Below are 21,886 nucleotides of genomic sequence, written 5' to 3'. Positions count from 1 at the left end.
CGTGGGGGCGCGTCGGGCTGACAGGACAGAGCGGGACCTGGGACGGCCGGTCGTGCCTGTCAGCAGCGGAAGACCTGAAGAGTGGCCGCGGTGAGATCCGGTACGGCTCTGCCCTGGTGGGGGCGCGCCGGTCCGGCCGGGCCGGGCGGTACGAGCGCCGGGGCCCGCCGGACCGGGGCCGGGGGAGCGGGGCAGGGATGCTGCGTACCGCCCGCGGCGGCGCGGTGCCGGTCCCGGGTGCGGAACACCTCGACAGCGTCTCGGGGGTGGGTGCGATCGCCGGGCCCGGCCACCGGACCCTGCTCGCCGGCCGCCGGCAGTGCGTACGGCGACGGTGCGGACAGCTGCACCGGCGTCGGGGACGTGTGTGCGGGAGTGAAGGCGCGTGCGGAGACGGCCAGTGCCAGGGTCAGCACGGCGGTGAGGAGCAGGGTCAGCCCGGTGCGGGCGGCACGACCTCGGAACACGCGCGCCTCCTCCCGGACCGTCCTACGTCAAAGAAAGATCAACGGTTGGTCAACCGAAGGTCAAGAGGAAGATTAGCTGTGCAAAGGTGATCGGTGGGTTAACGCGGCGTTTCCACCGCGAGGAAGCGTGAAAAGTGCGGTCGATTGGCGCGAACGACGCGGTGGATCACGGTGCAGGTGCGCGGCGCACATGCACCGTGCACGTGCGCCGCGACCAGCCCGGCCCGGACCCCCGGTTCAGCCCGTCGCCGCGGTCAGCCGCAGTTCGCGGCCCGGCCAGCGCCCGCGCAGCCACCGGTCGTGACTGGCCACGACGACCGCGCCGGGCCCGCCGCCCAGCGCCTCCTCCAACTCGTCGCACAGCAGCGGGGACAGATGGTTCGTCGGCTCGTCCAGGAGCAGCAGCTCGGGCGGGTCCGCCACGAGCAGGGCCAGCGCGAGCCGCCGCCGCTGCCCCACCGAGAGCCGGCCCACCGGCCGGTCCAGGTCGTCCGCGCCCAGCAGCCCGAGCGAGAGCAGCGGCACCGCCTCGGCGCGGGCGGGGCCGAGCGCCCGCCCGTACGTCTGGCGCACCGAGCGCTCCGGCCGGGAGAAGACGGAGTCCTGGGCGAGCAACCCCACCCGTACGCCCGGCCGGTGGCGCACCTCGCCCTCGGCGGGCAGCCGGCCGGCGAGCACGGCCAGCAGGGTCGACTTGCCGCTGCCGTTGGGCCCGGTGACCAGGAGCCGGTCGGTGGGCGGCACCGCCAGGCCGGGCAGCCGCAGGCGCCCCGGCACGCGCAGGTCGCGCACCGCGACGAGGGCCTCGTCCGGGTCCTGGCCGCCGGACCCTGCGGGCCGCGTGCCGAGCGCGTCCGGGCGGAACCGGAGCGGCCGCGGCGGTGCGCCGACCTGGCGGCGCTCCAGCACCTCAAGTCGCCGCGTCGCGTTGCGCACCCGGCGGGAGATCTGGCTCTGCACCCGGTTCGCCCGGACGCCGTACCCCATCTTCTCGCTGTCGCGCGGGCCCCGGTCGGGGGCGACGCGGTGCGCGCTCACCCCGGCGGCCGTCCGCAGCTCGGCGATCTCCTGCTGCTCCTCGGCGTACCGCCGCTCCCACCGCTCGCGCGCGGCCCGGCGCCGCGCCAGGTAGGAGCTGTAGTCGCCGCCGTGGCGCACCGGTCCCCCGACGGCCGGGTCGAGGTCGATCAGGTCCGTGCAGACGGCGTCGAGGAAGGCCCGGTCGTGGCTGGCCAGCACCACGGCGCCGGGCAGCGCGCGCAGTTGCCCCTCCAGGAAGACCGCGGCGTCGTCGTCGAGGTGGTTGGTGGGCTCGTCCAGGAGCAGCGCCGAGGGGCGGCGGACGAGGAGCGCCGCCAGTGCGAGCCGGCCGCGCTGTCCGCCGGACAGGGAGCGCAGGGTGCGGGTGTGCGCGAGGGCGTCGAGACCGAGCCCGGCCAGCACGAGCGAGGCCCGCCGGTCCGCGTCCCACACCTCGCGCGCCTGGGCGCTCTCCAGCCGCCGGCCGTACGCGTCGAGCAACTCCCCGTACATGGCGTCGTCTTCGGGGGTGGTGGCCAGCACCTCGCCCAGGCGCTCCAGTTCGGTGAGGTCCTCCCGGGCCTCGCGCAGCGCGTCGTCCAGGACGTCGGTGAGGGTCCGGTCGGCGTCGTAGGGCATCTCCTGGTGCAGGAAGCCGAGGTCGCGGGGGCGCTCGACGCTGCCCGCGTCAGGGGTGTCCACCCCGGCGAGGACGCGCAGCAGAGTCGATTTGCCGACACCGTTCTCGCCGATGAGCCCGATGCGGTGGCCGGGGGAGGCGGTGAGGGAGACGCCGTCCAGAACGCGCCGGGCGCCCAGGGTCCGGACGAGGTCGCGGGCGAGGAGGGCCGGCTCAGACATCGGCGCCCGTCCCTTCGGCGAGGCGCGGTGCGGCGGCGCCGTCCTGCCGGGGGAGGGGCGGGGTCGCGGGAACGACAGGTGTGTGGGGCACGGGTGAGTCCTCAGGTGAGAGGCGGGCGGACAGCGGCCGGCCGCGGGAGGGGGACGACAGGGGCGACAGGGACGACAGAAAGGCCATGGGCGTTCGATGCTCCGTGGCATCGGCCAATGGCCTGTCAGGTCCGGGTCTCACCCGGAGATGTCGTCGTCACCCGCCATGTTCGGCTCCTCGGCTCACCTGGAAAGTCCGAAAACGCTACCACCCGGCCGGGGTGGGTTGCCTGAGGAGGACCCCGGGGCGCGTCACCGGTCGGGGCTCGGGTCCCGACGCTCGGGAGCACGGTCAGGGACATCGCTGGTGGGGGGTGGTTTCGCGCCAGATTAGGTTAGGCTAACCTTCGGGCCGTGAGAACTGGTGAACGCGCAGGCAGCGCCCCAAGTCCGCGCGGTCATGAGCTGTCGGCCGCGCAGGTGACCGTCGAGTACGACGGCGTCGACGTCGTGCACGACGCCGCCCTCGTCCTGCGGCCCGGCGAAGTGACCGCCCTGGTCGGCCCCAACGGCAGCGGCAAGTCGACCTTGCTGCGTACCATCGCCCGGCTCCAGGGCGCGCGGACGGGCACCCTGACGCTCGACCCCGGGACGGCCGACGCCGCCGACGGGTTCGGCCTCACGGCCCGCCAGTTCGCGCGCCGCGTCGCCCTGTTGACACAGGGGAGGCCCACGCCCGCCGGGCTGACCGTGCGGGACGTGGTGGAGTTCGGCCGCTATCCCCACCGCGGCCGCTTCGGCCGCCCCGACCCCGACGGCGCCGCCGTCGTCGACCACGTGCTCGCGCTGACCGGCGTCGCGGAGCTGGCCGGGCGCGGGGTCGACCAGCTCTCCGGCGGACAGCTGCAGCGCGTCTGGCTGGCGGGCTGCCTCGCCCAGCAGACCGGCGTGCTCCTGCTGGACGAGCCCACGACCTACCTCGACCTGCGCTACCAGGTCGAACTCCTCGACCTCATGCGGGACCTCGCCGACGACGGCATCGCGGTCGGCGTCGTCCTGCACGACCTCGACCAGGCGGCCGCCGTCGCCGACCGCATCGCGCTGCTCAGCGCGGGGCGCATCGTCGCCGACGGCTCCCCCGAGGACGTCCTGCGGCCGGAGCGTCTGTCCGAGACGTACGGCATCCGCATCGACGTCGACACCGACCCCCTCACCGGCCGGCTGCGCACACGCGCGATAGGCCGTCACCACAGCAGAAGCGAAAGGCTCCACAGCACGCCATGAGAAGCCTCCTCATCACCGCGGCCGCCGGCACCGCCGCGGCCCTCGTCCTGACCGGCTGCGGCACCTCCGAGCCGGCCAAGGACTCCGCCGACGGGAAGTCCGGGAAGATCACCGTCACCGACGCCAAGGGCGCCCGCGTCACCCTCGACCACCCGGCCACCAAGGTCGTCGGCACCGAGTGGAACGTCGTGGAGTCCCTCGTCACCCTCGGCGTCGACCCCGTCGGCGTCGCCGACGTCAAGGGCTACACGGCCTGGGACACCGCGGCCCCGCTGACGAACGCGCCCAAGGACATCGGCACCCGCGGCGAGCCCAGCATGGACACGATCGCCGGGCTCACCCCCGACCTCATCGTCGCCACGACCGACCTGTCGGCCTCCGCGATCAAGCAGATGAAGAAGATCGCCCCGGTCCTCCAGGTCAAGGCCGCCGACGGCACGGACCAGATCGGCCAGATGAACGACACGCTCGACGTCATCGCCGAGGCCACCGGCACCGAGGACGAGGCGAAGACCGCCAAGGCCTCCTTCGAGGCCAAGGTCGCCGCGGGCCGCAAGGAGCTGGAGCAGGCCGGGCTCGACGGCGCGAGGATCGCCTTCGCCGACGGCTACTCCGCCTCCAACCAGGTGTCCGTGCGCGGCTACACCAGCGGGTCCCAGGTCGGCACCGTCAACGAGGCCCTCGGCCTGAAGAACGCCTGGAAGCTCAAGGGCGACAAGGACTACGGCCTCGCCACCACCGACGTGGAAGGGCTCACCGGACTCGGTGACGACGTGCAGTTCGTCTACATCGGCAACAAGTCCGAGACCGACGTCTTCACCAAGGACCTCGCGGACAACTCCGTCTGGAAGTCGCTGCCGTTCGTCAAGGCCGGCGACGTGCACCGCCTCGACGACGGCATCTGGATGTTCGGCGGACCGAAGTCGATGGAGAAGTACATCGACGCCGTCCTCGCCACGCTCACGAAGTAGCCCGCCATGACCGTCACCGCTCCCCCCGTCGCCACGCCCGAGCGCACGGCCCCGTCCCCGTCGGGCGCGGTCGCGGTGACGGTCGGGCTCGTCCTCCTCGTCGTCGCGCTCGCCGTCGTCGACATCACCCAGGGCACCGCGTCCGTCGGCGCGAGCCAGGTCTACAAGGCCCTCACCGGCCGGGCGGAACCGGGCGACGCCTCCGTGGTCGTCGCCTCCCGGCTGCCGCGCATGTGCGCCGGCATCCTGGTCGGCGTCGCCCTCGGCGCGGCCGGCGCCGTCCTCCAGGCGGTCAGCCGCAATGTGCTGGCCGCCCCCGACACCCTTGCCGTCAACGCCGGTTCGTACCTCGCCCTCGGGGTGCTCACCGTCAGCGGCGTGAGCCTGCCGCTGCTGGCCTCGTCGACGGTGGCGTTCCTCGGCGCCCTCGCCGCCGCCGCCGTCGTCCTCACCCTCGCGGGGCGCGGCGCCGGCACCGTGCGCCTCGTCCTCGCGGGAAGCGCGCTGACCCTGGGGCTCAACGCCGTCGCCGAGGCGCTGCTGCTCCTGTTCCCGGAGTCCACCGACGGCCTCTACCAGTGGGCGCAGGGCAGCATCAGCCAGAACGGCTTCGACGGCGTCGTCCGCATGGGCCCCGTCGTCCTCACCGCCCTCGTCGGCGTCGTGCTCCTCGCCCGCCGGATCGACGCCCTGACCCTCGGCGACGAGGCGGCGCGCGGCCTGGGCGTCCCGGTCCGCGGCACCCGGGTCACCACGGTCGTCCTCGCCGCGCTGCTCTCCGCGGCGGCGGTGACCCTCGCGGGCCCCATCGGGTTCGTCGGTCTCTGCGCCCCCGCCCTGGTCCGGCTGCTCGCCCGCCGGGTGCGGCCCCTCGTCCGGCACCGCCTGCGCGTCCCCGCCGCCGGACTGCTCGGCGCCGCCCTCGTGCTCGGCGCCGACGTCCTGCTGCGGTCGCTGACCTCCGCCGAGACGGCGGTGACCGTCCCCACGGGCGTGGTCACCAGCGTCATCGGCGCGGTCTTCCTCGTCGTCATGGCGGTGCGGATGCGTGACGGCGACGCCGCCGCCGCGCCGGAGCGGCTGCGCATCCCGAGTCGCGCCGCGTTCACCGTCACCCTCGTCGCCCTCGCCGTCGTGCTGGCCGGCGCGGTGATCGCCGCCGTGCTGGTGGGCGACAGCACGCTGCTCCTGGGCGACGTGGCCAACTGGGCGAGCGGGCGCGCCGGACAGGCCGTCAGCTTCGTGCTCGACACCCGGGTGCCGCGGGTGTGCGCCGCCCTGGCCGCGGGCGCCGCCCTCGCCCTCTCCGGCACGCTCGTGCAGTCCGTGACCCGCAATCCGCTGGCCGAACCGGGTGTCCTCGGCGTCTCGGGCGGCGCCGCGCTCGGCGCCGTCGCGCTCGTCACCAGCGCCCCCGGCGCCGGCAGCTGGGGCATCGCGGGCGCGGCGCTGGTGGGTGCCGCGCTCAGCTCCGCCCTCGTCTTCGGGCTCGCGGCCAAGGGCGGTTTCCAGCAGAGCAGGCTCGTCCTGATCGGCATCGGCGTCGCCACCGGGACGACGGCGCTGATCAGCCTGCTGATCGTGCTCACCGACCGGTTCAGCGCCACCAAGGCCCTGACCTGGCTGTCGGGCTCGACGTACGGGCGCGACTTCCCCGATGTCCTGCCCGTCGCCGGCGTCCTGGCGATCGCCACCGTCGTGACCGTCGCCCGGCGCCGGGAACTCGATCTGGTCTCCCTCGACGAGGACACCCCGCGGCTGCTCGGCCTCGACCTCGGGCGCGCCCGGTTCGGGTTCCTCGTACTGAGCGTCGCGCTGAGCGCCACGGCCGTGGCCGCCGCCGGCACGATCGGCTTCGTGGGGCTCGTCGCGCCGCACGCGGCCCGCGCCCTCGTGGGCCGCCGGCACGTGCGGGTCGTCCCGGCCGCGATGCTGCTCGGGGCGATCCTGGTCTGCGGCTCGGATCTGCTCGGCCGTACCGTCATCGCGCCGGCGCAGCTCGGCGCGGGGCTGATGACGGCCGTCGTCGGCACGCCCTACTTCGTGTATCTGATGGTCCGCAGCCGGCGCTGAGGCCGGCGTCCCAGGAGGGGCCTCACCGGGCGCCGGTCGCGCGCAGCGCCGCCAGCGCCCGGTCCGCGTGCGTGTTCATCCGGAACTCGCTGCGCACGACCGTGCGGACGCGGCGGTCGGTGCCGATGACGAAGGTGGCCCGCTTGGTGGGCAGCGGCCCGAATCCGCGGGCCACGCCGAACCGGCCGCGCACCTCGCCCTCCGGGTCCGACAGCAGCGGGAAACCGAGGCTGTGCCGCCCGGCGAACTCCTGCTGCCGCTCCACGCCGTCCGCGCTGATCCCCACCGGCCGGGCGCCGACGGCCGCGAACTCCGCCGCCAGGTCCCGGAAGTGGCAGGCCTGCGCGGTGCAGCCGGGCGTCAGCGCGGCCGGGTAGAAGAACAGCACCACCGGCCCCTCGGCGAGCAGGACGGAGAGCGTCGTCGGCGTACCCGTCTCGTCGGGCAGGGTGAAGTCCGCCACGAGGGAGCCGACTTGGACACGGGGGGACGCGGACACGGTGGGCTCCCGGCGACGCTGGGCGGAGCGGAACAGGACACGCGTGATCCTACTCGGCGGTAGAGCCTTGTTGGCGGAGCGTTCCCCTGGGTAGGGGCGGGCCATGAACTCGCATGATCAGAACGTTCAGACGGCGGCGGCAGCCGCGCAGTTCCTGGCCGGGCAGCAGGTCACCGAGAAGCAGTGCGGGGGCTGCGGCACGGTCGTCGCGGGCATCAACGGCCGCTACGCCTGCGGTTCCTGCGGCTGGATCAACCACTGGTCCGACGGGGACACCCGGCTGCCCGGCACGGACGACGGATGACCGTGCGCCGCCACCTCCCGCGGCGCCTTCCGGGCAGGCCGTGCCCCCTTCGCGCGGGCGGTCCGGCGCGGGTCACAGCCGGCGTGAGACGTCCTGGGCCGCCTGCATCACCGCGGGCGCGAACGCCGCCAGCTGCACCTCCGTGACGAGGAAGGTGAGGGAGGAGACCGAGACGGCGCCGACCGCGGTGCCGTCGGCGTCCAGCACCGGCGCCGCCAGCGAGCAGATGGACGCGTCCGCCTCCTCGTAGTCGGTGGCGTACCCCGCCTCGCGGATCGCGGCGAGTTCCGTCATGAGGGCGGACCGGTCGGTGTGCGTACGGGGTGTCCGCGCCGGCAGCCCGGTGCGGCTCAGGATGTCCGCCGCCTCCCCGGCCGGGAGATGGGCCAGCAGGGCCTTGCCCGCCGCGGTGGCGTGCAGCGGGAGCGGGGCGCCGACATCGGTGGCGATGCGGTACGCGTGCCCCGGGTCGACCTTGTGCGTGTACGTCGCGTGGTCCCCGCTGAGCACGGCCAGGTGGACGGCCTGCCCGAGCCGCTGCTGCAGGGCGCGCAGGACGGCGTCGATGCCGACCGCGTCGTCGGCCAGGACCTGGGCGGCCAGCGCGCGCAGTTGTACGCCGCATCCGTAACGTCCCTCGCCGTCCGGAGCGGCGTAGCCCTCCTCGACCAGGGTGGCCAACACCCGGTGGGTGGAGGCCTTGGAGACGCCGGAGCGTTCCGCGATGTCGCCCAGCCGGTGCGGCCCGTCGGCGCGGGCCACCGCGTGGAGCACCCGTAGCGCCTTGGCGACGGAATTCGCGGGCTTGCTCGGTTCCATTGACCCTCCGAGGAGAAGCGGGCTATGTTGCCAATCGGTCCGTACGGCGGAACGCCATTCTACTCTACGGAACGCGGTCGGGGGCGCCTCCTGGTGCGGATCCGGCCGCCCAGGACACGGGCCGCTTCATCCGCACCACTCTCACGCTCGGGAAAGGCGGCCGTCCATGGCTGTACACGGATCTTCCTCCGTGAGCCCGCAACGATTCGATCTCGTGGTCACCGGCGGGCTGCTGGCCGACCCGCTGCGGCCGGAGCCCGTCCCGGGCGACCTCGCCGTGCGCGACGGCCGGATCGCCGCGGTCGGCGCCCCCGGGGCCCTCGCCGGCGCGGACCGCCTGGACGCGACCGGACTGCTCGTCGCGCCCGGCCTCATCGACCTGCACACCCACGTCTACGACCCGGGCACCGACCTCGGCGTCGGCGCGGACGCGGTCGGCGTCCACCAGGGCGTCACCACCGTGGTCGACGCGGGCAGCTGCGGCAGCGACGCCTTCGACGACTTCACGGAAAACGTTGTCGGCCCGGCCGCCACCCGCGTCCTGAACTGGCTCAACATCTCCCGCCACGGCCTCGTCCACGGCCGCCGGGAGCTCTCCCGCGGCCCCGACGACATCGACGAGGCGGCCACCGAGAAGGTGCTGCGGGAGCACCCGGGGCAGGCCCGCGGCATCAAGGTGCGGATGAGCGCCTCGGTCCTCGGCGACAGCGGCCTCGCCCCGCTTCGGGCCGCCAAGCGCGTGGCCGGCCGGGCCGGCGTACCGGTCATGGTGCACGTCGGCAACGAACCCCCGCGCCTGGGCGACGTGCTCGACCTGTTGGGCGAGGGCGACGTCGTCACCCACGCCTTCCACGGCAAACCCGGCGGACTGTTCGGCAGCGAGCGCCAGGCACGCTCCGCCGTGGAGCGCGGCGTGCGCCTCGACGTGGGCCACGGCAGCGCCAGCCTCAGCTTCGCCACCGCCGAGCGGGCCCTCGCCGCCGGCTTCACCCCGCACACCATCAGCACCGACCTGCACAACCGCAACGTCGAGGGGCCCGTGCACTCCCTCGTCACGACCCTCACCAAACTGCTCGCGCTCGGCCTCACCCCGCAGCAGGTGATCCGCTGCTCGACCCTGCACGCCGCCCAGGTCCTGCGCATGGAGGACGAACTGGGCACGCTGCGACCGGGATCGGCGGCCGACCTCACCCTGCTGCGCCACACGCAGGAGGCCACGACGCTGACCGACGCCGACGGCGCCACCCGCACCGCCGCCGGCCGGCTGACGGCCGTCGCCGTCGTCCGCGCCGGAACCCCGCGGAGCCTGCCGGTCCCGTGACCTCCCGCGTGCGCCCCACCGAACCGAACCCCCGAAAGGCCCGCGCATGACCACCCCCCTGATCGAGCGCCTGGCACGGACCGTCCAGGACACCGCCCGCCCCGTCACCGACGAGGACCGGGCGGACCTGACGGCGTTCCTCCCGCTCGCCCAGGCCTACGCGGGGACCAGCGGCATCGTCTTCGACGAGACGCGGTCCCTCGCCCTCGCCGTGCACGCGCTCGCCTTCGTCCGCCGGGTCCGCGACGCCGAACACCTCGACGCGCTCGACGACCAGCTGGCCGCCGAAGTGGCCCCCGGCCGGATGGCCGCGGTCCGCGCCCTCCTCGACACCTACTGCGCCCCGCGCGACTTCCCCGCCCGGGACACCGAAGTCCTGCTGCTCGCCCTGCACTTCGAGGCGGCGGCACAGCTCCAGCACCAGCACCAGCCCACCGCGCAGGCATGACCGACCCCTCAGGGAGCACCGCCATGACAGTCAAGATCGTGATCGGACACCGGCTCGGCAAGGGCCAGGCGGTCGCCGACGGCATCCGCGCCGCGGGCGGTGAGCCGGTCCTCATCCCCGGACCCGGCGCCGACATGAAGGTGGGCGACGTGATGGCCGCCGAAGGAGCCGACCTCGGCATCTCCTTCTGCGGCAGCGGCGGCGCGGGCGCCGTCACCGCCAAGGCCAAGTACGGCCACGAGATCGAGTTCGGGATGCGCTCGGCCCAGGCCGGGGTGACCGCCGTCGAACAGGGCCGCACCGTCCTCGGCTTCGGCTTCCTCGACAGCGAGGAGCTCGGCTTCAAGGTCACCGAGGCGCTGCTGAAGAAGCTGGGCAAGGAGGCCTCGTGAAGCAGGAGCGGCACACCCTGCGGCTCAGCGGCTCGGGCCCCACCCGGGAGAAGGCGTTCGCCACCGCCATCGGCCAGGTGCAGGCGGCCGTCGGCAAGCGCACCGACGGCGTCTCCTTCCGCGTCGAACCCCTCGAACTCGACGTCGTCTCCGCGGTCGAACACCGCTGGACCGAACGGTTCCTCGGCCTGTTCTTCCCCCGCACCCGCCAGCGCTACGAGATCACGCTGCGCATCGAGGTCCAGGTGGCCTCGCTCGACCTGGACGCCCTCGACTTCACGGTGCGCGAGGAACGGCTCTCGCCGCTCCAGCACGCACTGCGCATGAGGTGACCCGATGAACCACACCCTCACCGTCCTCCTGGAATCCCTCGTCATCGGCGGCCTGATCGGCTTCGGCGCGAGCGCGGGCGTGGCCCGGATGTTCCACGCCCCCAAGGTCCAGGGCATGGGCGCCTTCCGCACCCTCGGCGAACTCAACGCCTGCCAGAACGACCCCGTCGCCCACTTCTCCTTCGGCCTCGGCTTCCTCTTCAACGCCTGGTCGACCGCGGTCGGCACCGGCGCCCTCACCGGCGACGTGGACCACCGCATCGTGCCGCACTGGACCGCGTCCGCCGCTATGGTCAAGAACCGCGACCTCGCGCAGACCCTGCACAACCCGCGCCGGATGGCGCTCACCGGCACCGTCGTCGGCATGCTCCTGATCACGCTGCTCAACACGACGGCCGCCTCCATCCCGCACTCCCTCCAGGACGTCGCCGCCAAGGTGCTCGGGCCCGCCTCCGAGTGGCTGATCAACCCCGTCATGCCGATCATCTTCTGGATGGCCGCCGTCGACGCGGGCCGGCGCACCGGAGCCTGGGGCACCGTCCTCGGCGGCCTCGGCCACCTCGTCATGGGCAACGCCGTACCCGGCATCGTGCTTGGCATCGTCATCGGCAAGGGCGTCGACGACCTCGGCTGGACCAAGGTCACCAAGTCCCTGGCCGGCGCGGTGGTCGTGCTCTTCGCGGCCAGCACCTTCCTGCGCGGCACCGACCTCACCCTGCTGGAGCAGATGAAGGTCGACGTCCCGCACTGGCTCCTGCAGTTCCACGACGCCACCGGCACCAAGCCCCAGTGAGGCAGGCAGCGACATGACCGACTCATCGACGACCGTGCCCGCCGCGGGCGGCATACCCGAACAGGGCGCGGGCGCCGCCCCCGCCACGGGCGGCTTCCTCACCAAGGTGCCCGGCGAGGGCAGCTTCTGGCTCTCCGAATGGGCCTTCCCCGTCTTCGTGGCGTGCCTGGCCGCCGGCATCTTCACCGGCACCCACCTCTACTTCGTCTACGACACCGGCGTGTTCAACGAGGTCGCCGTCGCCTCCATGCTCAAGGCCGGTATGGAGGGCGGCAGTTACGGGGCCGCCGCCGCCTTCGGCGCGGGCTTCCTGTTCGCCCGCATCATCGAGGGCCCCATGGTCGGCATCCTCGACATCGGCGGCTCCCTGCAGACCGGCGTCGGCATCGGCATCCCCGCCATGCTGCTCGCCGCCGGATTCACCGCGCCGCTCCAGCACTTCTGGCTCGCCATCCCCGTGGGCGCCCTGCTCGGCGCGCTCATCGGCATCGCCATCCTCGTCATCCGGCGCGCCACGGTGAACTCCACGGGCGGCACCTCCACGTTCGGCGCCGACGTGATGATGGGCGCCGGGAACTCCGCCGGACGCTACCTCGGCCCGCTCGTCATCATCTCCGCCGCCACCGCGTCACTCCCGGTCGGTCTCGGCTCCACCATCGGCGCCGCCCTGTTCTACGCGTGGAAGAAGCCGCTGACCGGCGGCGCCATCATCGGCGCCATGGTCGCCGGGTTCTTCTTCCCCATCCCCGGCAAGTGAGCGCCCCCGCACCCCACTTCAAGGACCCCACGTGCACTCTCTCCACCAGGACCTCGGCGTCCCGCCCGCGGTCAACGCCAGCGGCAAGATGACCGCCCTCGGCGGCAGCGTCCTCGGCGAGGACGTCATCGCCGCCATGGGCGAGGCGGCCCGCCACCACGTCGTCATGGACGACCTGATGCGCGCCGTCGGCCGCGAGATCGCCCGTGCCACCGGCACCGAGGACGGCTGCCCCACCACCGGCGCCGCCGCCGGCGTCGCCATCGCGGTCGCCGCCGTCGTCGCGGGCACCGACCTGTCCCGCATCGAAGCCCTGCCCGACGCCGGCGACGCGCCGTGCGAGGTGATCCTGCCGCGCGGGCACTCCGTCCACTTCGGCGCCCCCATCCGGCAGATGATCGCTCTCGGCGGCGGCCGGCCCGTCGAGGTCGGCTCGGCGAACAAGGTCACCGCCGCCCACCTCTCCGGCGCGATCGGCCCCCGCACGGCGGCACTCCTCTACGTCCAGTCGCACCACGCCGTGCAGAAGGGCATGGTCACCCTCGCGGAGACCGTCGAGACCGGCCGCCGCCACGGCATCCCGGTGATCGTCGACGCCGCCGCCGAGGAGGACCTGCGCCGCTGGCCCGCCACCGGCGCCGACCTCGTCGTCTACAGCGGCGGCAAGGCCGTCGGCGGCCCCACCTCCGGCATCGTCTGCGGCGGCGCCGAGCACATGGCCGCCTGCCGGGCCCAGTACAACGGGATCGCCCGGCCCATGAAGGTCGGCAAGGAGACCCTCTTCGGCCTGGTCCAGGCCCTGCGCGCGTACGGCACGGCCCCCGCGGACGACCACCGCGTACGGATGGAGAAGCTCGCCGGGCGCCTCGCCGCCCTGCCCGGCCTCACCACCCGCGTCGTCACCGACGAGGCCGGGCGCGCCATCCACCGCACCGAACTGACGGTGGACCCCGCGGCGGCCGGCCGCGACGCGGCCCGCCTCGCCGCCGAACTCGCCGCGCACGGCGTCCACCTGCGGGACCACCACGCCGCCACCGGCCGCCTCTACGTCGACCCGCGGCCGCTGCGCCCCGGCGAGGAGGAGCGCCTCGTGGCCCAGCTGACCGCACTGCTCGAAGGAGAAGGCCGATGACCGTCGTCGAGCGCCGCCTGATCGTCACCGAGGAGGCCGGCCTGCACGCCCGCCCGGCCGCCGCCTTCGCGCAGACCGCTGCCCGCAGCGAGGCCGAGGTCACCGTCGCCCGGGAGGACGGCCGGGAGGTTCCCGCCCGCAGCGTGCTGTCCCTGATGACCCTCAACATCCGCTGCGGCGACGCCATCGTGCTGCGCGCCAGCGGCACCGACGCCGAGTCCACCCTGGACGCGCTCGCCCGCATCGCGGACCCGGCATGAGTGACGCGGCCCCCACCCTTCCGGAGAGTCCATTGAGTTCCACCGCCGCCGACGTCATCGAACGGCTGCGCCTGGCCCGGGCCACCCCGACCGTGCGCGAGGCCGACGCCGACACCGCCGACCGCGTCGCCCGCACCCTGGTCGACTGCGGCATCACCGCCTTCGAGTTCACCGCCACCACCCCCGGCTGGGAGCAGCTCGTGGCGGCCTGGTCGCGCGAGGCGCCCGGGGTGACCCTCGGGCTCGGCACCGTCACCTCGCCCGAGATCGCCGAACGGGCGCTGGCGGCGGGGGCCCAGTTCCTGGTCAGCCCGTTCCAGGTGCCCGAGGTCCGCCCGGTCGCCGACGCCGCGGGACGGCTCCTGATCGAGGGCGGCCTCACCCCGAGCGAACTGCGGACCGCGGCAGGCCGGGGCGTGGCGAAGCTCTTCCCCGCCCAGGTCGGGGGCGTCCCGTACCTGAAGTCGGTGCTCTCGGTGCTGCCCGGCGCCCGTATCGCGGCCACCGGCGGGGTCACCGTCGACAACGCGCCGCAGTGGCTGGCCGCGGGCGCCTTCCTCGTCAGCATCGGCAGTGATCTGACCAAGGGCGACGTGGCGGCCAACGTGGCGCGGCTGCGGGAGGGAATCGGCTGACCTCGTCGCGCGTTACAACTGCTGCGGTCCCGACAGCGAGAAGGGACCGTCCGTACCGACGTGGGCAGGAGTTTCGCATGACCGTGGGAACCGAGAGGGCCGTGCTGGCCGGAGGCTGCTTCTGGGGCATGGAGGACCTGATCCGCAAGCAGCCGGGCGTCGTCTCCACGCGCGTGGGCTACAGCGGCGGCGACACCCCGAACGCCACCTACCGCAACCACGGGGACCACGCCGAGGCGATCGAGATCGTCTACGACCCGGCGGTCACCAGTTACCGGGAGCAGCTGGAGTTCTTCTTCCAGATCCACGACCCGACGACCCGGGACCGCCAGGGCAACGACATCGGCCGCAGTTACCGCTCGGCCATCTTCTACGCCGACGAGGCACAGCGTGCGGTGGCCGAGGACACCATCGCCGACGTCGACGCCAGTGGCCTGTGGCCGGGCAAGGTGGTCACCGAGGTGGCGCCGCTCGGCGACTTCTGGGAGGCCGAGCCGGAGCACCAGGACTACCTGGAGCGCTATCCGAACGGCTACACCTGCCACTTCCCGCGCCCCGGCTGGAAGCTGCCGAAGCGCACGGAGCCGGCCACCGGCTGACGTGGCGGCCCCGCAGGACGGTAGCGTTCTGCGGGGCGCCGTTCGAGGGGGCCGGCCGCCGCGCCCCGGTCGGAAGAGGTGCGCGGGAGGGAGTCGGCGATGGCCGGATCGGTGGAGTGGAGACGCATCGGCCGCGGGGTGCGGCAGGTCCCGGAGCCGTGGGCGACACCCCTCATCTGGACCGCCGCCTACCTGGGCGCCTTCGCGCTCGTGGGCCTGCTCAGCCTGCTCGGCTTCCTCGACCGTACGGGGCTGGCGCTGCTCGTGCTCTCGCTGCTGGCGGCGCTCCTCGGGATGCGGGGCCGCTTCGTCGCCGCACCCGGCACGGCGCTGCTCTGCTGGACCTGCCTGAACGTGGTCGGCACCGAGCCGACCGGTGAGCTCTCCTGGGCCGGGCACCGCGACCCCGGATGGATGGCGTGCCTGCTGGCCGCCGCGGTCGTCGGCACGGTCGCGGGCCGGGTGCTGCACGCGCGGGCCGCGTACCGCCGGGTGACGCCCGCCGACGAACCGGCCTGAGGCGCGCCGACCAAGCTCGGAAAGAACGGGAGGTCCCCGCCGCACGGCGGGGACCTCCCGTTCCTCCAGGGCCTCGCTCAGGCGCCGCTGGCGTCGAGCATCGCGTCACGCTCGACGATCTTGACGCGCTCGCGCGCCTGCGGCTCCCCGAGCGCCTTCTCGGCCGCGTCGAGCCGGTACCAGCCGTCCCACGTGGTGTAGCGGACCCCGCGCTCGCCCAGGAAGGCGTCGACGGCCTCCGGGTCCGGGGACGCGGGGGTGTGCAGCCGGCCGTTGCCGTGGTCGTCCAGCAGATTGGCGACGGTCTCGTTGGCGTCACCCTTGGTGTGCCCGATGAGCCCGATCGGACCGCGCCGGATCCACCCGGTGACGTACGTCGAGCGCAGGTGCTCGCCGCTCTCCTGGATGACCCGGCCGCCCTCGTCCGGGACCGTGCCGGAGGCGACGTCCCAGGGGAGCTTGGGCAGCTCGTCGGAGAGGTAGCCGACGGCGCGGTAGACGGCGCTGACGTCCCAGTCCGTGAAGGCGCCGGTGCCCTTGACGTTGCCGGTGCCGTCCAGCTCGGTGCGCTCCGTGCGCAGCGCGGTGACCTTGCCGTCCTCGCCGAGGATCTCGGTGGGCGACTCGAAGAAGTGCAGGAACAGCTTGTGCGGGCGCTCGCCGATGTCGCGGATCGCCCAATTCTCCAGGGTCTTGGCGACCATGTCGGCCTGCTTGTTGGCGCGGCGCGTGGCGATCGAGCCGTCGTCGTAGTCGATGTCCTCGGGGTTGACGATGACCTCGATGGTGGGGGAGTGGTCGAGCTCGCGCAGCTCCATCGGGCTGAACTTGGCCTGCGCCGGTCCGCGGCGGCCGAAGACGTGGATCTCGCGCGCCTTGTTGGCCTTGAGGCCCTCGTGCACGTTCGGCGGGATCTCGGTCGGCAGCAGCTCCTCGGCGGTCTTGGCGAGGATGCGGGCGACGTCGAGGGCGACGTTGCCGACGCCGATGACGGCGACCTTCTCCGCGTCGAGCGGCCAGGTCCTGGGGACGTCGGGGTGCCCGTCGTACCAGGAGACGAAGTCCGCGGCGCCGTACGAACCGTCGAGTTCGAGGCCCGGGATGTCGAGGTGCCGGTCGGCGGTGGCGCCGGTCGAGAAGACCACCGCGTCGTAGAAGCTGTGCAGGTCGTCGAGGTCGATGTCGCGCGGGTAGTCGACGTTGCCGAAGAGCCGGATCTGCGGCTTGTCGAGCACCTGGTGCAGGGCGGTGACGATGCCCTTGATCCGCGGGTGGTCGGGCGCGACGCCGTACCGGATGAGGCCGAAGGGGGCGGGCATGCGCTCGAAGAGGTCGATGGACACGCCGGGTTCGGCGGCCGCCGCGGACTTCAGCAGAGCGTCAGCGGCGTAGATGCCGGCGGGGCCCGCTCCGACAATGGCGACCCGCAGAGGGCGAGGCATGTTCAGGTTCCCTTCGAAGGAAAAAGCGGAGTACTCCGGAGAATCTTAAAGTAAGGCTGCCCTTAGTTGGCAGGCGGGTCCGCTCTATGAGCCCATAAGCCCGAGTTATGGGATGGCATAGATCGACTTTGAGTGCTTCCGGAGCGGTCCTCAAGGGCCCCACAAACGGCTGGCGCGGCCGGATCGCGGGGCCTACCGTGCCCGGGTGGACACCTTCTCCCGCTCCTGGGCGGACCTGCGCGCCGCGGTCGCCGGGCTCGCCGTCGCGGACTTCGCCCGGCCTTCCGGCTGCGCCGGGTGGCTCGTCCGGGACCTCGTCTGCCACCTGGTCATCGACGCCCAGGACGTCCTCATCACCCTGGTCACGCCCGCCGCAGCCGAACGCGCCGTGGACGCCGCCGGGTACTGGGACCTCAGCGACGCGCTCCCGGCCGGCGACGACCCCCTCGACGCGCTGATCCCCCGGCTCGCCGCGGCCTACGGCGAGCCGCACCTGCTCACGTTCCACCTCGACGACGTCGGGTCCGCCGCGGGCCGCGCCGCCGCACTCGCGGACCCCGCCGCCCGAGTCGCCACCCAGGACAAGGCGCTGACCGTCGCCGACTACCTCGCGGCCTACGTCCTCGAATGGACCCTGCACCACCTGGACCTGGTCGCCCACCTGCCGGCCGTCCCCGGGCCCGCCCCCGAGAGCCTCGCGGCGGCGCGCGCCCTGCTGGAGAGGGTCGCGGGCGCCGCGTTCCCGGCCTCGTACACGGATACGGACGCCCTGCTGATCGGCACGGGCCGCGGGACACCGACCGCGGAGCAGGCGGCCGCGCTGGACGCGGTCGCGCTCAAGCTCCCTCTCGTTCTCGGCTGAGAGCTGAGAGCTGAGGGCTGGGGGCTGGGGGCTGAAGGCTGAGAGGCCCGGCTGACGTGCGGCGCGGCCCGGGTGGCGCGCACGGTCCCGTCCCGTCCCGTCGCAGCGCCACCGACCCTGGTGCCGCCCCCGCCCGCCCGCATACCTTGTCGCCATGACACATACTGATGCGCCCGCTCCTGCCGTGGCCCTGGTCACCGGCGCCTCCCGCGGGCTCGGGGCCGTCATCGCCCGGCGGCTCGCGGCCGAGGGGCACCCGGTCGCGGTCGTCTACCGCTCGGGGGCCGAGGCGGCCCGCGCGGTGGTCGGGGAGATCCGCGCGGCGGGCGGGACCGCCGAGGCGTTCGCCGCCGACGTGACGGACGAGGCCGCGGTGACCGCCCTCGTCGCGGACGTCGCCGCCCGGCTCGGCCCGGTCACCACGCTCGTCGTCAACGCCACCGGGCCCCAGCCCGAGCGCGACCCCGCCGCGGTGACCTGGCAGGACCACCTCGACCAGCTCACCTTCTTCGTCAAGAGCCCCACGCTGCTGATGCAGGCGGTCCTTCCCGCCATGCGCGAGCGCGGCGGCGGCCGCATCGTGCAGATCGGCTCGGACGTGCTGGAGCGCGTCCTGCCCGAGATGTCCGCGTACACGGCCGCCAAAGCGGCCCAGCACAGTCTGACCGAGTGCTGGGCCCGCGCCCTCGGCCCGGACGGGATCACGGTCAACACCGTGGCCCCGGGGTGGATCCCGGTCGAGCGGCACGCCGGCGCCTCGTCCGCCGCGCTCGCCGACTACGCCGCCGCGGTGCCGCTGCGGCGGATGGGGGAGCCGGGGGACGTCGCCGCCGCCGTGGCCTACCTCGTCTCGCCCGCGGCGGCCTTCGTCACGGGCGAGCGGATACGGGTCAACGGCGGCCACGCCCTCGGCTGACCCCGCGCCCGGCCCGCTGCTCAGCCGGTGAGCGCCCGGCCCGCAACTCGGCCGGCGCACGCCCGGCGCGGCGCGGGCCGGGTCAGGACGCGTCCCGCACGGGCACCGGCGCCTGGTGGGCGATGACGCCGCGCTCGCGCAGCGACTTCCAGAAGGCGTACGGGACCTCTTCGGCGAGGGCGCCCAGGTCCTCGGCGATGCGGGCGGGCCGCGTCGCGCCGGGGATGGCGGCGGCGACGGCCGGGTGCGCGAGCACGAACTGCAGGGCGGCGGACTTGATGCCGATGCCGTGCTCCTGGGCGAGGGACTTGATCAGGGCGACCTTCTCGACGATGTGGGCGGGCGCCTCGGCGTACTCGAAGTGGCTGCCGCCCGCGAGGATGCCGGAGCTGTAGGGGCCGCCGACGACGATGTCCACGTCCTGCTCGGCGGCGGCCGGCAGCAGCCGCTGCAGGGCGCGCTCGTGGTCGAGCAGGGTGTAGCGGCCGGCGAGCAGGAACGCGTCGGGGCGCGGCTCCTCCAGGTCCAGGGTCATCTCCAGCGGCTCGACCTTGTTGACGCCGAGGCCCCAGGCCTTGATGACGCCCTCCTCGCGCAGCCGGGTCAGGGCACGGAAGGCGCCGGTGCGGGCGCTCTCGTAGACGCCGACCCACTCGTCGCCGTAGAAGTCCTGGGCGACGTCGTGCACCCAGACGATGTCGAGGCGGTCCGTCTTCAGGCGGGTGAGGCTGTCCTCGACCGAGCGCAGCGTCGCGTCGGCGCTGTAGTCGTTGACGATCTTGTTGGGGCGGCCGTGCTCGAACAGTGCGCCCTTCTCGCCGAGCGCGCGGCTCGCGGGGTCCTCGACCTCGTCGAGGATGACCCGGCCGACCTTGGTGGAGAGCACGTACGCGTCGCGCGGCTGCTGGGACAGGACCTCGCCGAGGCGGAGCTCCGCGAGGCCCGCGCCGTACAGGGGCGCGGTGTCGAAGTAGCGGATGCCCTGGTCCCAGGCGGCCTGGACGGTCGCCGCGGCCTCCTCGTCGGGGATGGCGCGGAACATGTTGCCGAGCGGTGCGGTGCCGAAGCCGATGCGGCCCGGCAGCAGGGAGCGGATGCTCATGGTGGTGCCTCGATCCGTACTGCGTGGGGGAGATGGGGAGGGGTGGGAGCCGGGGGTCCCGGTGCGGTCAGTTGAGGGTGTCGGGGTCCGGGCCCGTGCGCAGGCCGCGGTCGGCCGCGGCGAGCGCGTCGAGCTCCTGCGCGCTCAGCTCGAAGTCGAGGACGTCGAGGTTCTCGCGGATGCGGGCCTCGGTGACCGACTTGGGGATCACCACGTTGCCGAGCTGCAGGTGCCAGCGCAGGACGACCTGGGCCGGGCTCTTGCCGTGCCGCGCGGCGATCGTGGTGACGGCCTCGTCGCCCAGTACGGCGCCCTGCGCGAGCGGGCTCCAGGCCTCGGTGGCGATGCCGTGCCGGGCGTGGAAGTCGCGCAGCTCGCGCTGCTGGAGGCCCGGGTGGAGCTCGATCTGGTTGACGGCCGGGACGACGGAGGCGCCGCTCAGCAGCCGCTCCAGATGGGCCGGCTGGAAGTTCGAGACGCCGATGGCGCGGGTGCGGCCGTCGGCGAGGAGCTTCTCCAGGGCGCGCCAGGTCTCGGGGTAGAGGTCGCGGGCCGGCGTCGGCCAGTGGATCAGGTACAGGTCGACGTGGTCCAGGCCCAGCTTCTCCAGCGAGCTGTCGAACGCGGTGAGCGCCGCGTCGTACCCCTGGTCGGCGTTCCAGAGCTTGGTGGTGACGAACAGCTCGTCGCGGGGGATACTGGAGTCGGCCAGCGCGCGGCCCACACCGCGCTCGTTGCCGTAGATCGCGGCGGTGTCGATGCTGCGGTAACCGGCGCGGAGAGCGGTGCTCACAGCGGCCGTGGTCTCCTCGTCGGGAACCTGGAAGACGCCGAAGCCGAGCTGCGGCATGGTGATGCCGTTGTTGAGGGTGACGGTGGGAATGCTGGGCATGGGGGAGTCCCTTGTGTGGTGCGAAGGTGGCGCGCGCCGCTTCCCGCGGCAGCGCCTGACGAGCGACCACAATAATTGCGTGCGCGGGTTAATTGCAAACGCGGGATAGTGGCGCGTGCCGGGCTCCGTCTCCCGCCACGGTACGCCCCCCGCAACTGCGCGGACTGACCGCGTGAAGTCGGGGAACGCGACCGGGCATGACCGTACTGAGGAAAGCCGCACGTCCCCTGCTCGCTTCGGTCTTCGTCACCGGCGGGCTCTCCACACTCCGCGATCCGAAGCGCGTCGCGCCCGCCGCCGAACCGGTGGCGGCACCGGTGGCGGCCCGCATCCCGCGGCTCCCCGAGGACCCCGAGCAACTCGTCAGGATCAACGCCGCCGTGCAGGTCGGCGCGGGAGCGCTGCTGGCCGCCGGCAAGTGGCCCCGCGTGGCCTCCCTGGCGCTCGCGGGCTCCCTCGTGCCGACCACGCTGGCCGGCCACGCCTGGTGGAAAGAGGAGGACCCCGAGCGGCGCGCACAGCAGCGCACGCAGTTCATGAAGAACCTCTCCCTCTTCGGCGGCCTGCTCATCGCGGCGGCCGACACCCACGGCAAGCCGTCTCTGGCCTACCGCACCCGGGGCGCCGCGGCGGCCGGACGCAAGAGCGCGCGACGGGCCCAGCGGGACGCCGCGCACACCCTGCGCGGGGCCTCCGGAACCGTGCGCGCCCTGCCGGCCACCGCACGCCGGGCCGTCTCCGACCACCTCTGAGCCGGCCCCGAACGAGGAAAGGACTCTCCCGTGACCACCTTTGTCATCACCATCCCGGGGACGTTCCTGCGCGACGCGGACGAGCAGACGCGGGCCGACATCGCCCGGCGCCTGCGGTCCGCGGACCCCCACCAGACGGAGCTGGGCCGCGAGGAGGACCTCGACCTGCTCACCGTCAACGAGGACAACACCTTCAGCATGCGCCTCGAAGTCTCCGCCGGAGCGGGCGAGGAAGCCCAGCACAAGGCGGAGCGGACGGCCGCGGAGGCGCTGCGCGCCGCGGGCTTCGGCGCCGACGACGCCCCGCTCGGGCCCCCGGCCGTGACCGGGATCGACAACCCCGCCTGACCCGGTCCCGTTCGGCGGGCCGCAAGGCTCGCCGAACGGGTGATGTGCGGGCGGCG

Annotated in this window: 26 protein-coding genes; 19 read left to right on the top strand and 7 right to left on the bottom strand. The window is 73.8% G+C overall.

Annotation, left to right across the window (positions count from 1 at the left end; all coding sequences use genetic code 11):
• Nucleotides 1-59 precede the first annotated feature (59 nt).
• Together ACIBW6_RS29030 and ACIBW6_RS29025 are read right to left on the bottom strand one after the other, a co-directional pair.
• The gene (locus ACIBW6_RS29030; protein ID WP_399064694.1) at nt 60-467 is read right to left on the bottom strand and encodes a hypothetical protein; all 408 of its coding nucleotides are present in this window, start codon (nt 465-467) and stop codon (nt 60-62) included.
• Nucleotides 468-704: 237 nt separating this feature from the next.
• Nucleotides 705-2,348 carry an ABC-F family ATP-binding cassette domain-containing protein gene (locus ACIBW6_RS29025; protein WP_399064692.1) on the bottom strand — a complete coding sequence of 548 codons (1,644 nt, stop codon included), beginning with the start codon at nt 2,346-2,348 and terminating at the stop codon, nt 705-707.
• A gap of 444 nt (nt 2,349-2,792) precedes the next feature.
• Between ACIBW6_RS29025 and ACIBW6_RS29020 the strand changes: the two genes are divergently transcribed.
• Genes ACIBW6_RS29020 through ACIBW6_RS29010 form a run of 3 tightly spaced genes read left to right on the top strand, consistent with a single transcriptional unit; the run spans nt 2,793 to nt 6,706 of the window.
• Nucleotides 2,793-3,662 carry an ABC transporter ATP-binding protein gene (locus ACIBW6_RS29020; protein ID WP_399064690.1) on the top strand — a complete coding sequence of 290 codons (870 nt, stop codon included), beginning with the start codon at nt 2,793-2,795 and terminating at the stop codon, nt 3,660-3,662.
• A complete protein-coding gene (locus ACIBW6_RS29015) occupies nt 3,659-4,633 on the top strand; it encodes an ABC transporter substrate-binding protein (RefSeq protein ID WP_399064688.1) in 975 nt (324 codons plus the stop codon). Before ACIBW6_RS29020 ends, ACIBW6_RS29015 begins: the two co-directional genes overlap by 4 nt.
• 6 nt (nt 4,634-4,639) lie before the next feature.
• Nucleotides 4,640-6,706, top strand: a complete 2,067-nt coding sequence (locus ACIBW6_RS29010; protein WP_399064686.1) for an iron ABC transporter permease — start codon at nt 4,640-4,642, stop codon at nt 6,704-6,706.
• A 22-nt stretch (nt 6,707-6,728) separates the two neighbouring features.
• Here ACIBW6_RS29010 and ACIBW6_RS29005 read toward each other — a convergent pair whose 3' ends face one another.
• Entirely contained in the window at nt 6,729-7,205 is a 477-nt protein-coding gene (locus tag ACIBW6_RS29005; protein ID WP_399064685.1) for a peroxiredoxin, read from the bottom strand.
• A 103-nt stretch (nt 7,206-7,308) separates the two neighbouring features.
• Between ACIBW6_RS29005 and ACIBW6_RS29000 the strand changes: the two genes are divergently transcribed.
• Nucleotides 7,309-7,509 (top strand): hypothetical protein, encoded by a 201-nt coding sequence (locus tag ACIBW6_RS29000; RefSeq protein ID WP_399064683.1) that lies wholly within the window; start codon nt 7,309-7,311, stop codon nt 7,507-7,509.
• Nucleotides 7,510-7,581: 72 nt separating this feature from the next.
• Here ACIBW6_RS29000 and ACIBW6_RS28995 read toward each other — a convergent pair whose 3' ends face one another.
• Entirely contained in the window at nt 7,582-8,328 is a 747-nt protein-coding gene (locus ACIBW6_RS28995) for an IclR family transcriptional regulator (protein WP_399064681.1), read from the bottom strand.
• Nucleotides 8,329-8,518: 190 nt separating this feature from the next.
• Here ACIBW6_RS28995 and ACIBW6_RS28990 point away from each other — a divergent pair, with 190 nt between their 5' ends.
• The 11 genes from ACIBW6_RS28990 (at nt 8,519) to ACIBW6_RS28940 (ending at nt 15,516) form a co-directional block, all read left to right on the top strand.
• Nucleotides 8,519-9,649 (top strand): amidohydrolase/deacetylase family metallohydrolase, encoded by a 1,131-nt coding sequence (locus ACIBW6_RS28990; RefSeq protein WP_399064678.1) that lies wholly within the window; start codon nt 8,519-8,521, stop codon nt 9,647-9,649.
• Nucleotides 9,650-9,695: 46 nt separating this feature from the next.
• On the top strand, nt 9,696-10,097 hold the full coding sequence (locus ACIBW6_RS28985; RefSeq protein WP_399064675.1) for a hypothetical protein: 402 nt from the start codon (nt 9,696-9,698) through the stop codon (nt 10,095-10,097).
• Nucleotides 10,098-10,120: 23 nt separating this feature from the next.
• Nucleotides 10,121-10,489: an SFCGS family glycine-rich protein gene (locus tag ACIBW6_RS28980; RefSeq protein WP_356490006.1), complete on the top strand. Its 369-nt coding sequence runs from the start codon at nt 10,121-10,123 to the stop codon at nt 10,487-10,489.
• Nucleotides 10,486-10,821 carry a DUF4312 family protein gene (locus ACIBW6_RS28975; protein ID WP_399064673.1) on the top strand — a complete coding sequence of 112 codons (336 nt, stop codon included), beginning with the start codon at nt 10,486-10,488 and terminating at the stop codon, nt 10,819-10,821. The genes ACIBW6_RS28980 and ACIBW6_RS28975 overlap by 4 nt, the downstream gene beginning before the upstream one ends.
• Before the next feature lie 4 nt (nt 10,822-10,825).
• A complete protein-coding gene (locus ACIBW6_RS28970; RefSeq protein ID WP_399064672.1) occupies nt 10,826-11,614 on the top strand; it encodes a DUF4311 domain-containing protein in 789 nt (262 codons plus the stop codon).
• Between the two features lie 13 nt (nt 11,615-11,627).
• Nucleotides 11,628-12,371 (top strand): DUF4310 family protein, encoded by a 744-nt coding sequence (locus ACIBW6_RS28965; RefSeq protein WP_399064670.1) that lies wholly within the window; start codon nt 11,628-11,630, stop codon nt 12,369-12,371.
• Nucleotides 12,372-12,402: 31 nt separating this feature from the next.
• The gene (locus ACIBW6_RS28960) at nt 12,403-13,503 is read left to right on the top strand and encodes a DgaE family pyridoxal phosphate-dependent ammonia lyase (protein ID WP_399064668.1); all 1,101 of its coding nucleotides are present in this window, start codon (nt 12,403-12,405) and stop codon (nt 13,501-13,503) included.
• Entirely contained in the window at nt 13,500-13,763 is a 264-nt protein-coding gene (locus ACIBW6_RS28955; protein ID WP_356490011.1) for an HPr family phosphocarrier protein, read from the top strand. Before ACIBW6_RS28960 ends, ACIBW6_RS28955 begins: the two co-directional genes overlap by 4 nt.
• Before the next feature lie 32 nt (nt 13,764-13,795).
• Nucleotides 13,796-14,398, top strand: coding sequence for a bifunctional 4-hydroxy-2-oxoglutarate aldolase/2-dehydro-3-deoxy-phosphogluconate aldolase (locus ACIBW6_RS28950; RefSeq protein ID WP_399064665.1), 603 nt, complete (start codon nt 13,796-13,798; stop codon nt 14,396-14,398).
• Nucleotides 14,399-14,475: 77 nt separating this feature from the next.
• Nucleotides 14,476-14,997 (top strand): peptide-methionine (S)-S-oxide reductase MsrA, encoded by a 522-nt coding sequence (gene msrA, locus ACIBW6_RS28945; protein ID WP_399064662.1) that lies wholly within the window; start codon nt 14,476-14,478, stop codon nt 14,995-14,997.
• A 99-nt stretch (nt 14,998-15,096) separates the two neighbouring features.
• The gene (locus tag ACIBW6_RS28940) at nt 15,097-15,516 is read left to right on the top strand and encodes a hypothetical protein (protein ID WP_399064660.1); all 420 of its coding nucleotides are present in this window, start codon (nt 15,097-15,099) and stop codon (nt 15,514-15,516) included.
• 77 nt (nt 15,517-15,593) lie between these two features.
• Here the strand turns inward: ACIBW6_RS28940 and ACIBW6_RS28935 are convergent, their stop codons facing one another.
• Nucleotides 15,594-16,958: an FAD-dependent oxidoreductase gene (locus ACIBW6_RS28935; RefSeq protein ID WP_399064658.1), complete on the bottom strand. Its 1,365-nt coding sequence runs from the start codon at nt 16,956-16,958 to the stop codon at nt 15,594-15,596.
• A 205-nt stretch (nt 16,959-17,163) separates the two neighbouring features.
• On the opposite strand from ACIBW6_RS28935, the gene ACIBW6_RS28930 reads away from it, so the two are divergent.
• Together ACIBW6_RS28930 and ACIBW6_RS28925 are read left to right on the top strand one after the other, a co-directional pair.
• Nucleotides 17,164-17,820, top strand: a complete 657-nt coding sequence (locus ACIBW6_RS28930) for a maleylpyruvate isomerase N-terminal domain-containing protein (RefSeq protein ID WP_399064655.1) — start codon at nt 17,164-17,166, stop codon at nt 17,818-17,820.
• Nucleotides 17,821-17,974: 154 nt separating this feature from the next.
• On the top strand, nt 17,975-18,736 hold the full coding sequence (locus ACIBW6_RS28925) for an SDR family NAD(P)-dependent oxidoreductase (protein WP_399064653.1): 762 nt from the start codon (nt 17,975-17,977) through the stop codon (nt 18,734-18,736).
• Nucleotides 18,737-18,818: 82 nt separating this feature from the next.
• Here the strand turns inward: ACIBW6_RS28925 and ACIBW6_RS28920 are convergent, their stop codons facing one another.
• On the bottom strand, nt 18,819-19,838 hold the full coding sequence (locus ACIBW6_RS28920) for an aldo/keto reductase (RefSeq protein ID WP_399064651.1): 1,020 nt from the start codon (nt 19,836-19,838) through the stop codon (nt 18,819-18,821).
• Nucleotides 19,839-19,905: 67 nt separating this feature from the next.
• Nucleotides 19,906-20,730 carry an aldo/keto reductase gene (locus ACIBW6_RS28915; protein WP_399064649.1) on the bottom strand — a complete coding sequence of 275 codons (825 nt, stop codon included), beginning with the start codon at nt 20,728-20,730 and terminating at the stop codon, nt 19,906-19,908.
• A 197-nt stretch (nt 20,731-20,927) separates the two neighbouring features.
• On the opposite strand from ACIBW6_RS28915, the gene ACIBW6_RS28910 reads away from it, so the two are divergent.
• Both ACIBW6_RS28910 and ACIBW6_RS28905 read left to right on the top strand, forming a co-directional pair.
• Nucleotides 20,928-21,482, top strand: a complete 555-nt coding sequence (locus tag ACIBW6_RS28910; protein ID WP_399064647.1) for a DoxX family protein — start codon at nt 20,928-20,930, stop codon at nt 21,480-21,482.
• A gap of 30 nt (nt 21,483-21,512) precedes the next feature.
• A complete protein-coding gene (locus tag ACIBW6_RS28905) occupies nt 21,513-21,830 on the top strand; it encodes a hypothetical protein (protein WP_399064645.1) in 318 nt (105 codons plus the stop codon).
• Nucleotides 21,831-21,886 lie beyond the last annotated feature (56 nt).

The sequence above is a fragment of the Streptomyces sp. NPDC049813 genome, from assembly GCF_044465085.1.
Lineage (GTDB): Bacteria > Actinomycetota > Actinomycetes > Streptomycetales > Streptomycetaceae > Streptomyces.
Note: the sequence above shows the minus strand (reverse complement) of the source record. Positions and strands in the feature narration are given on the sequence as shown.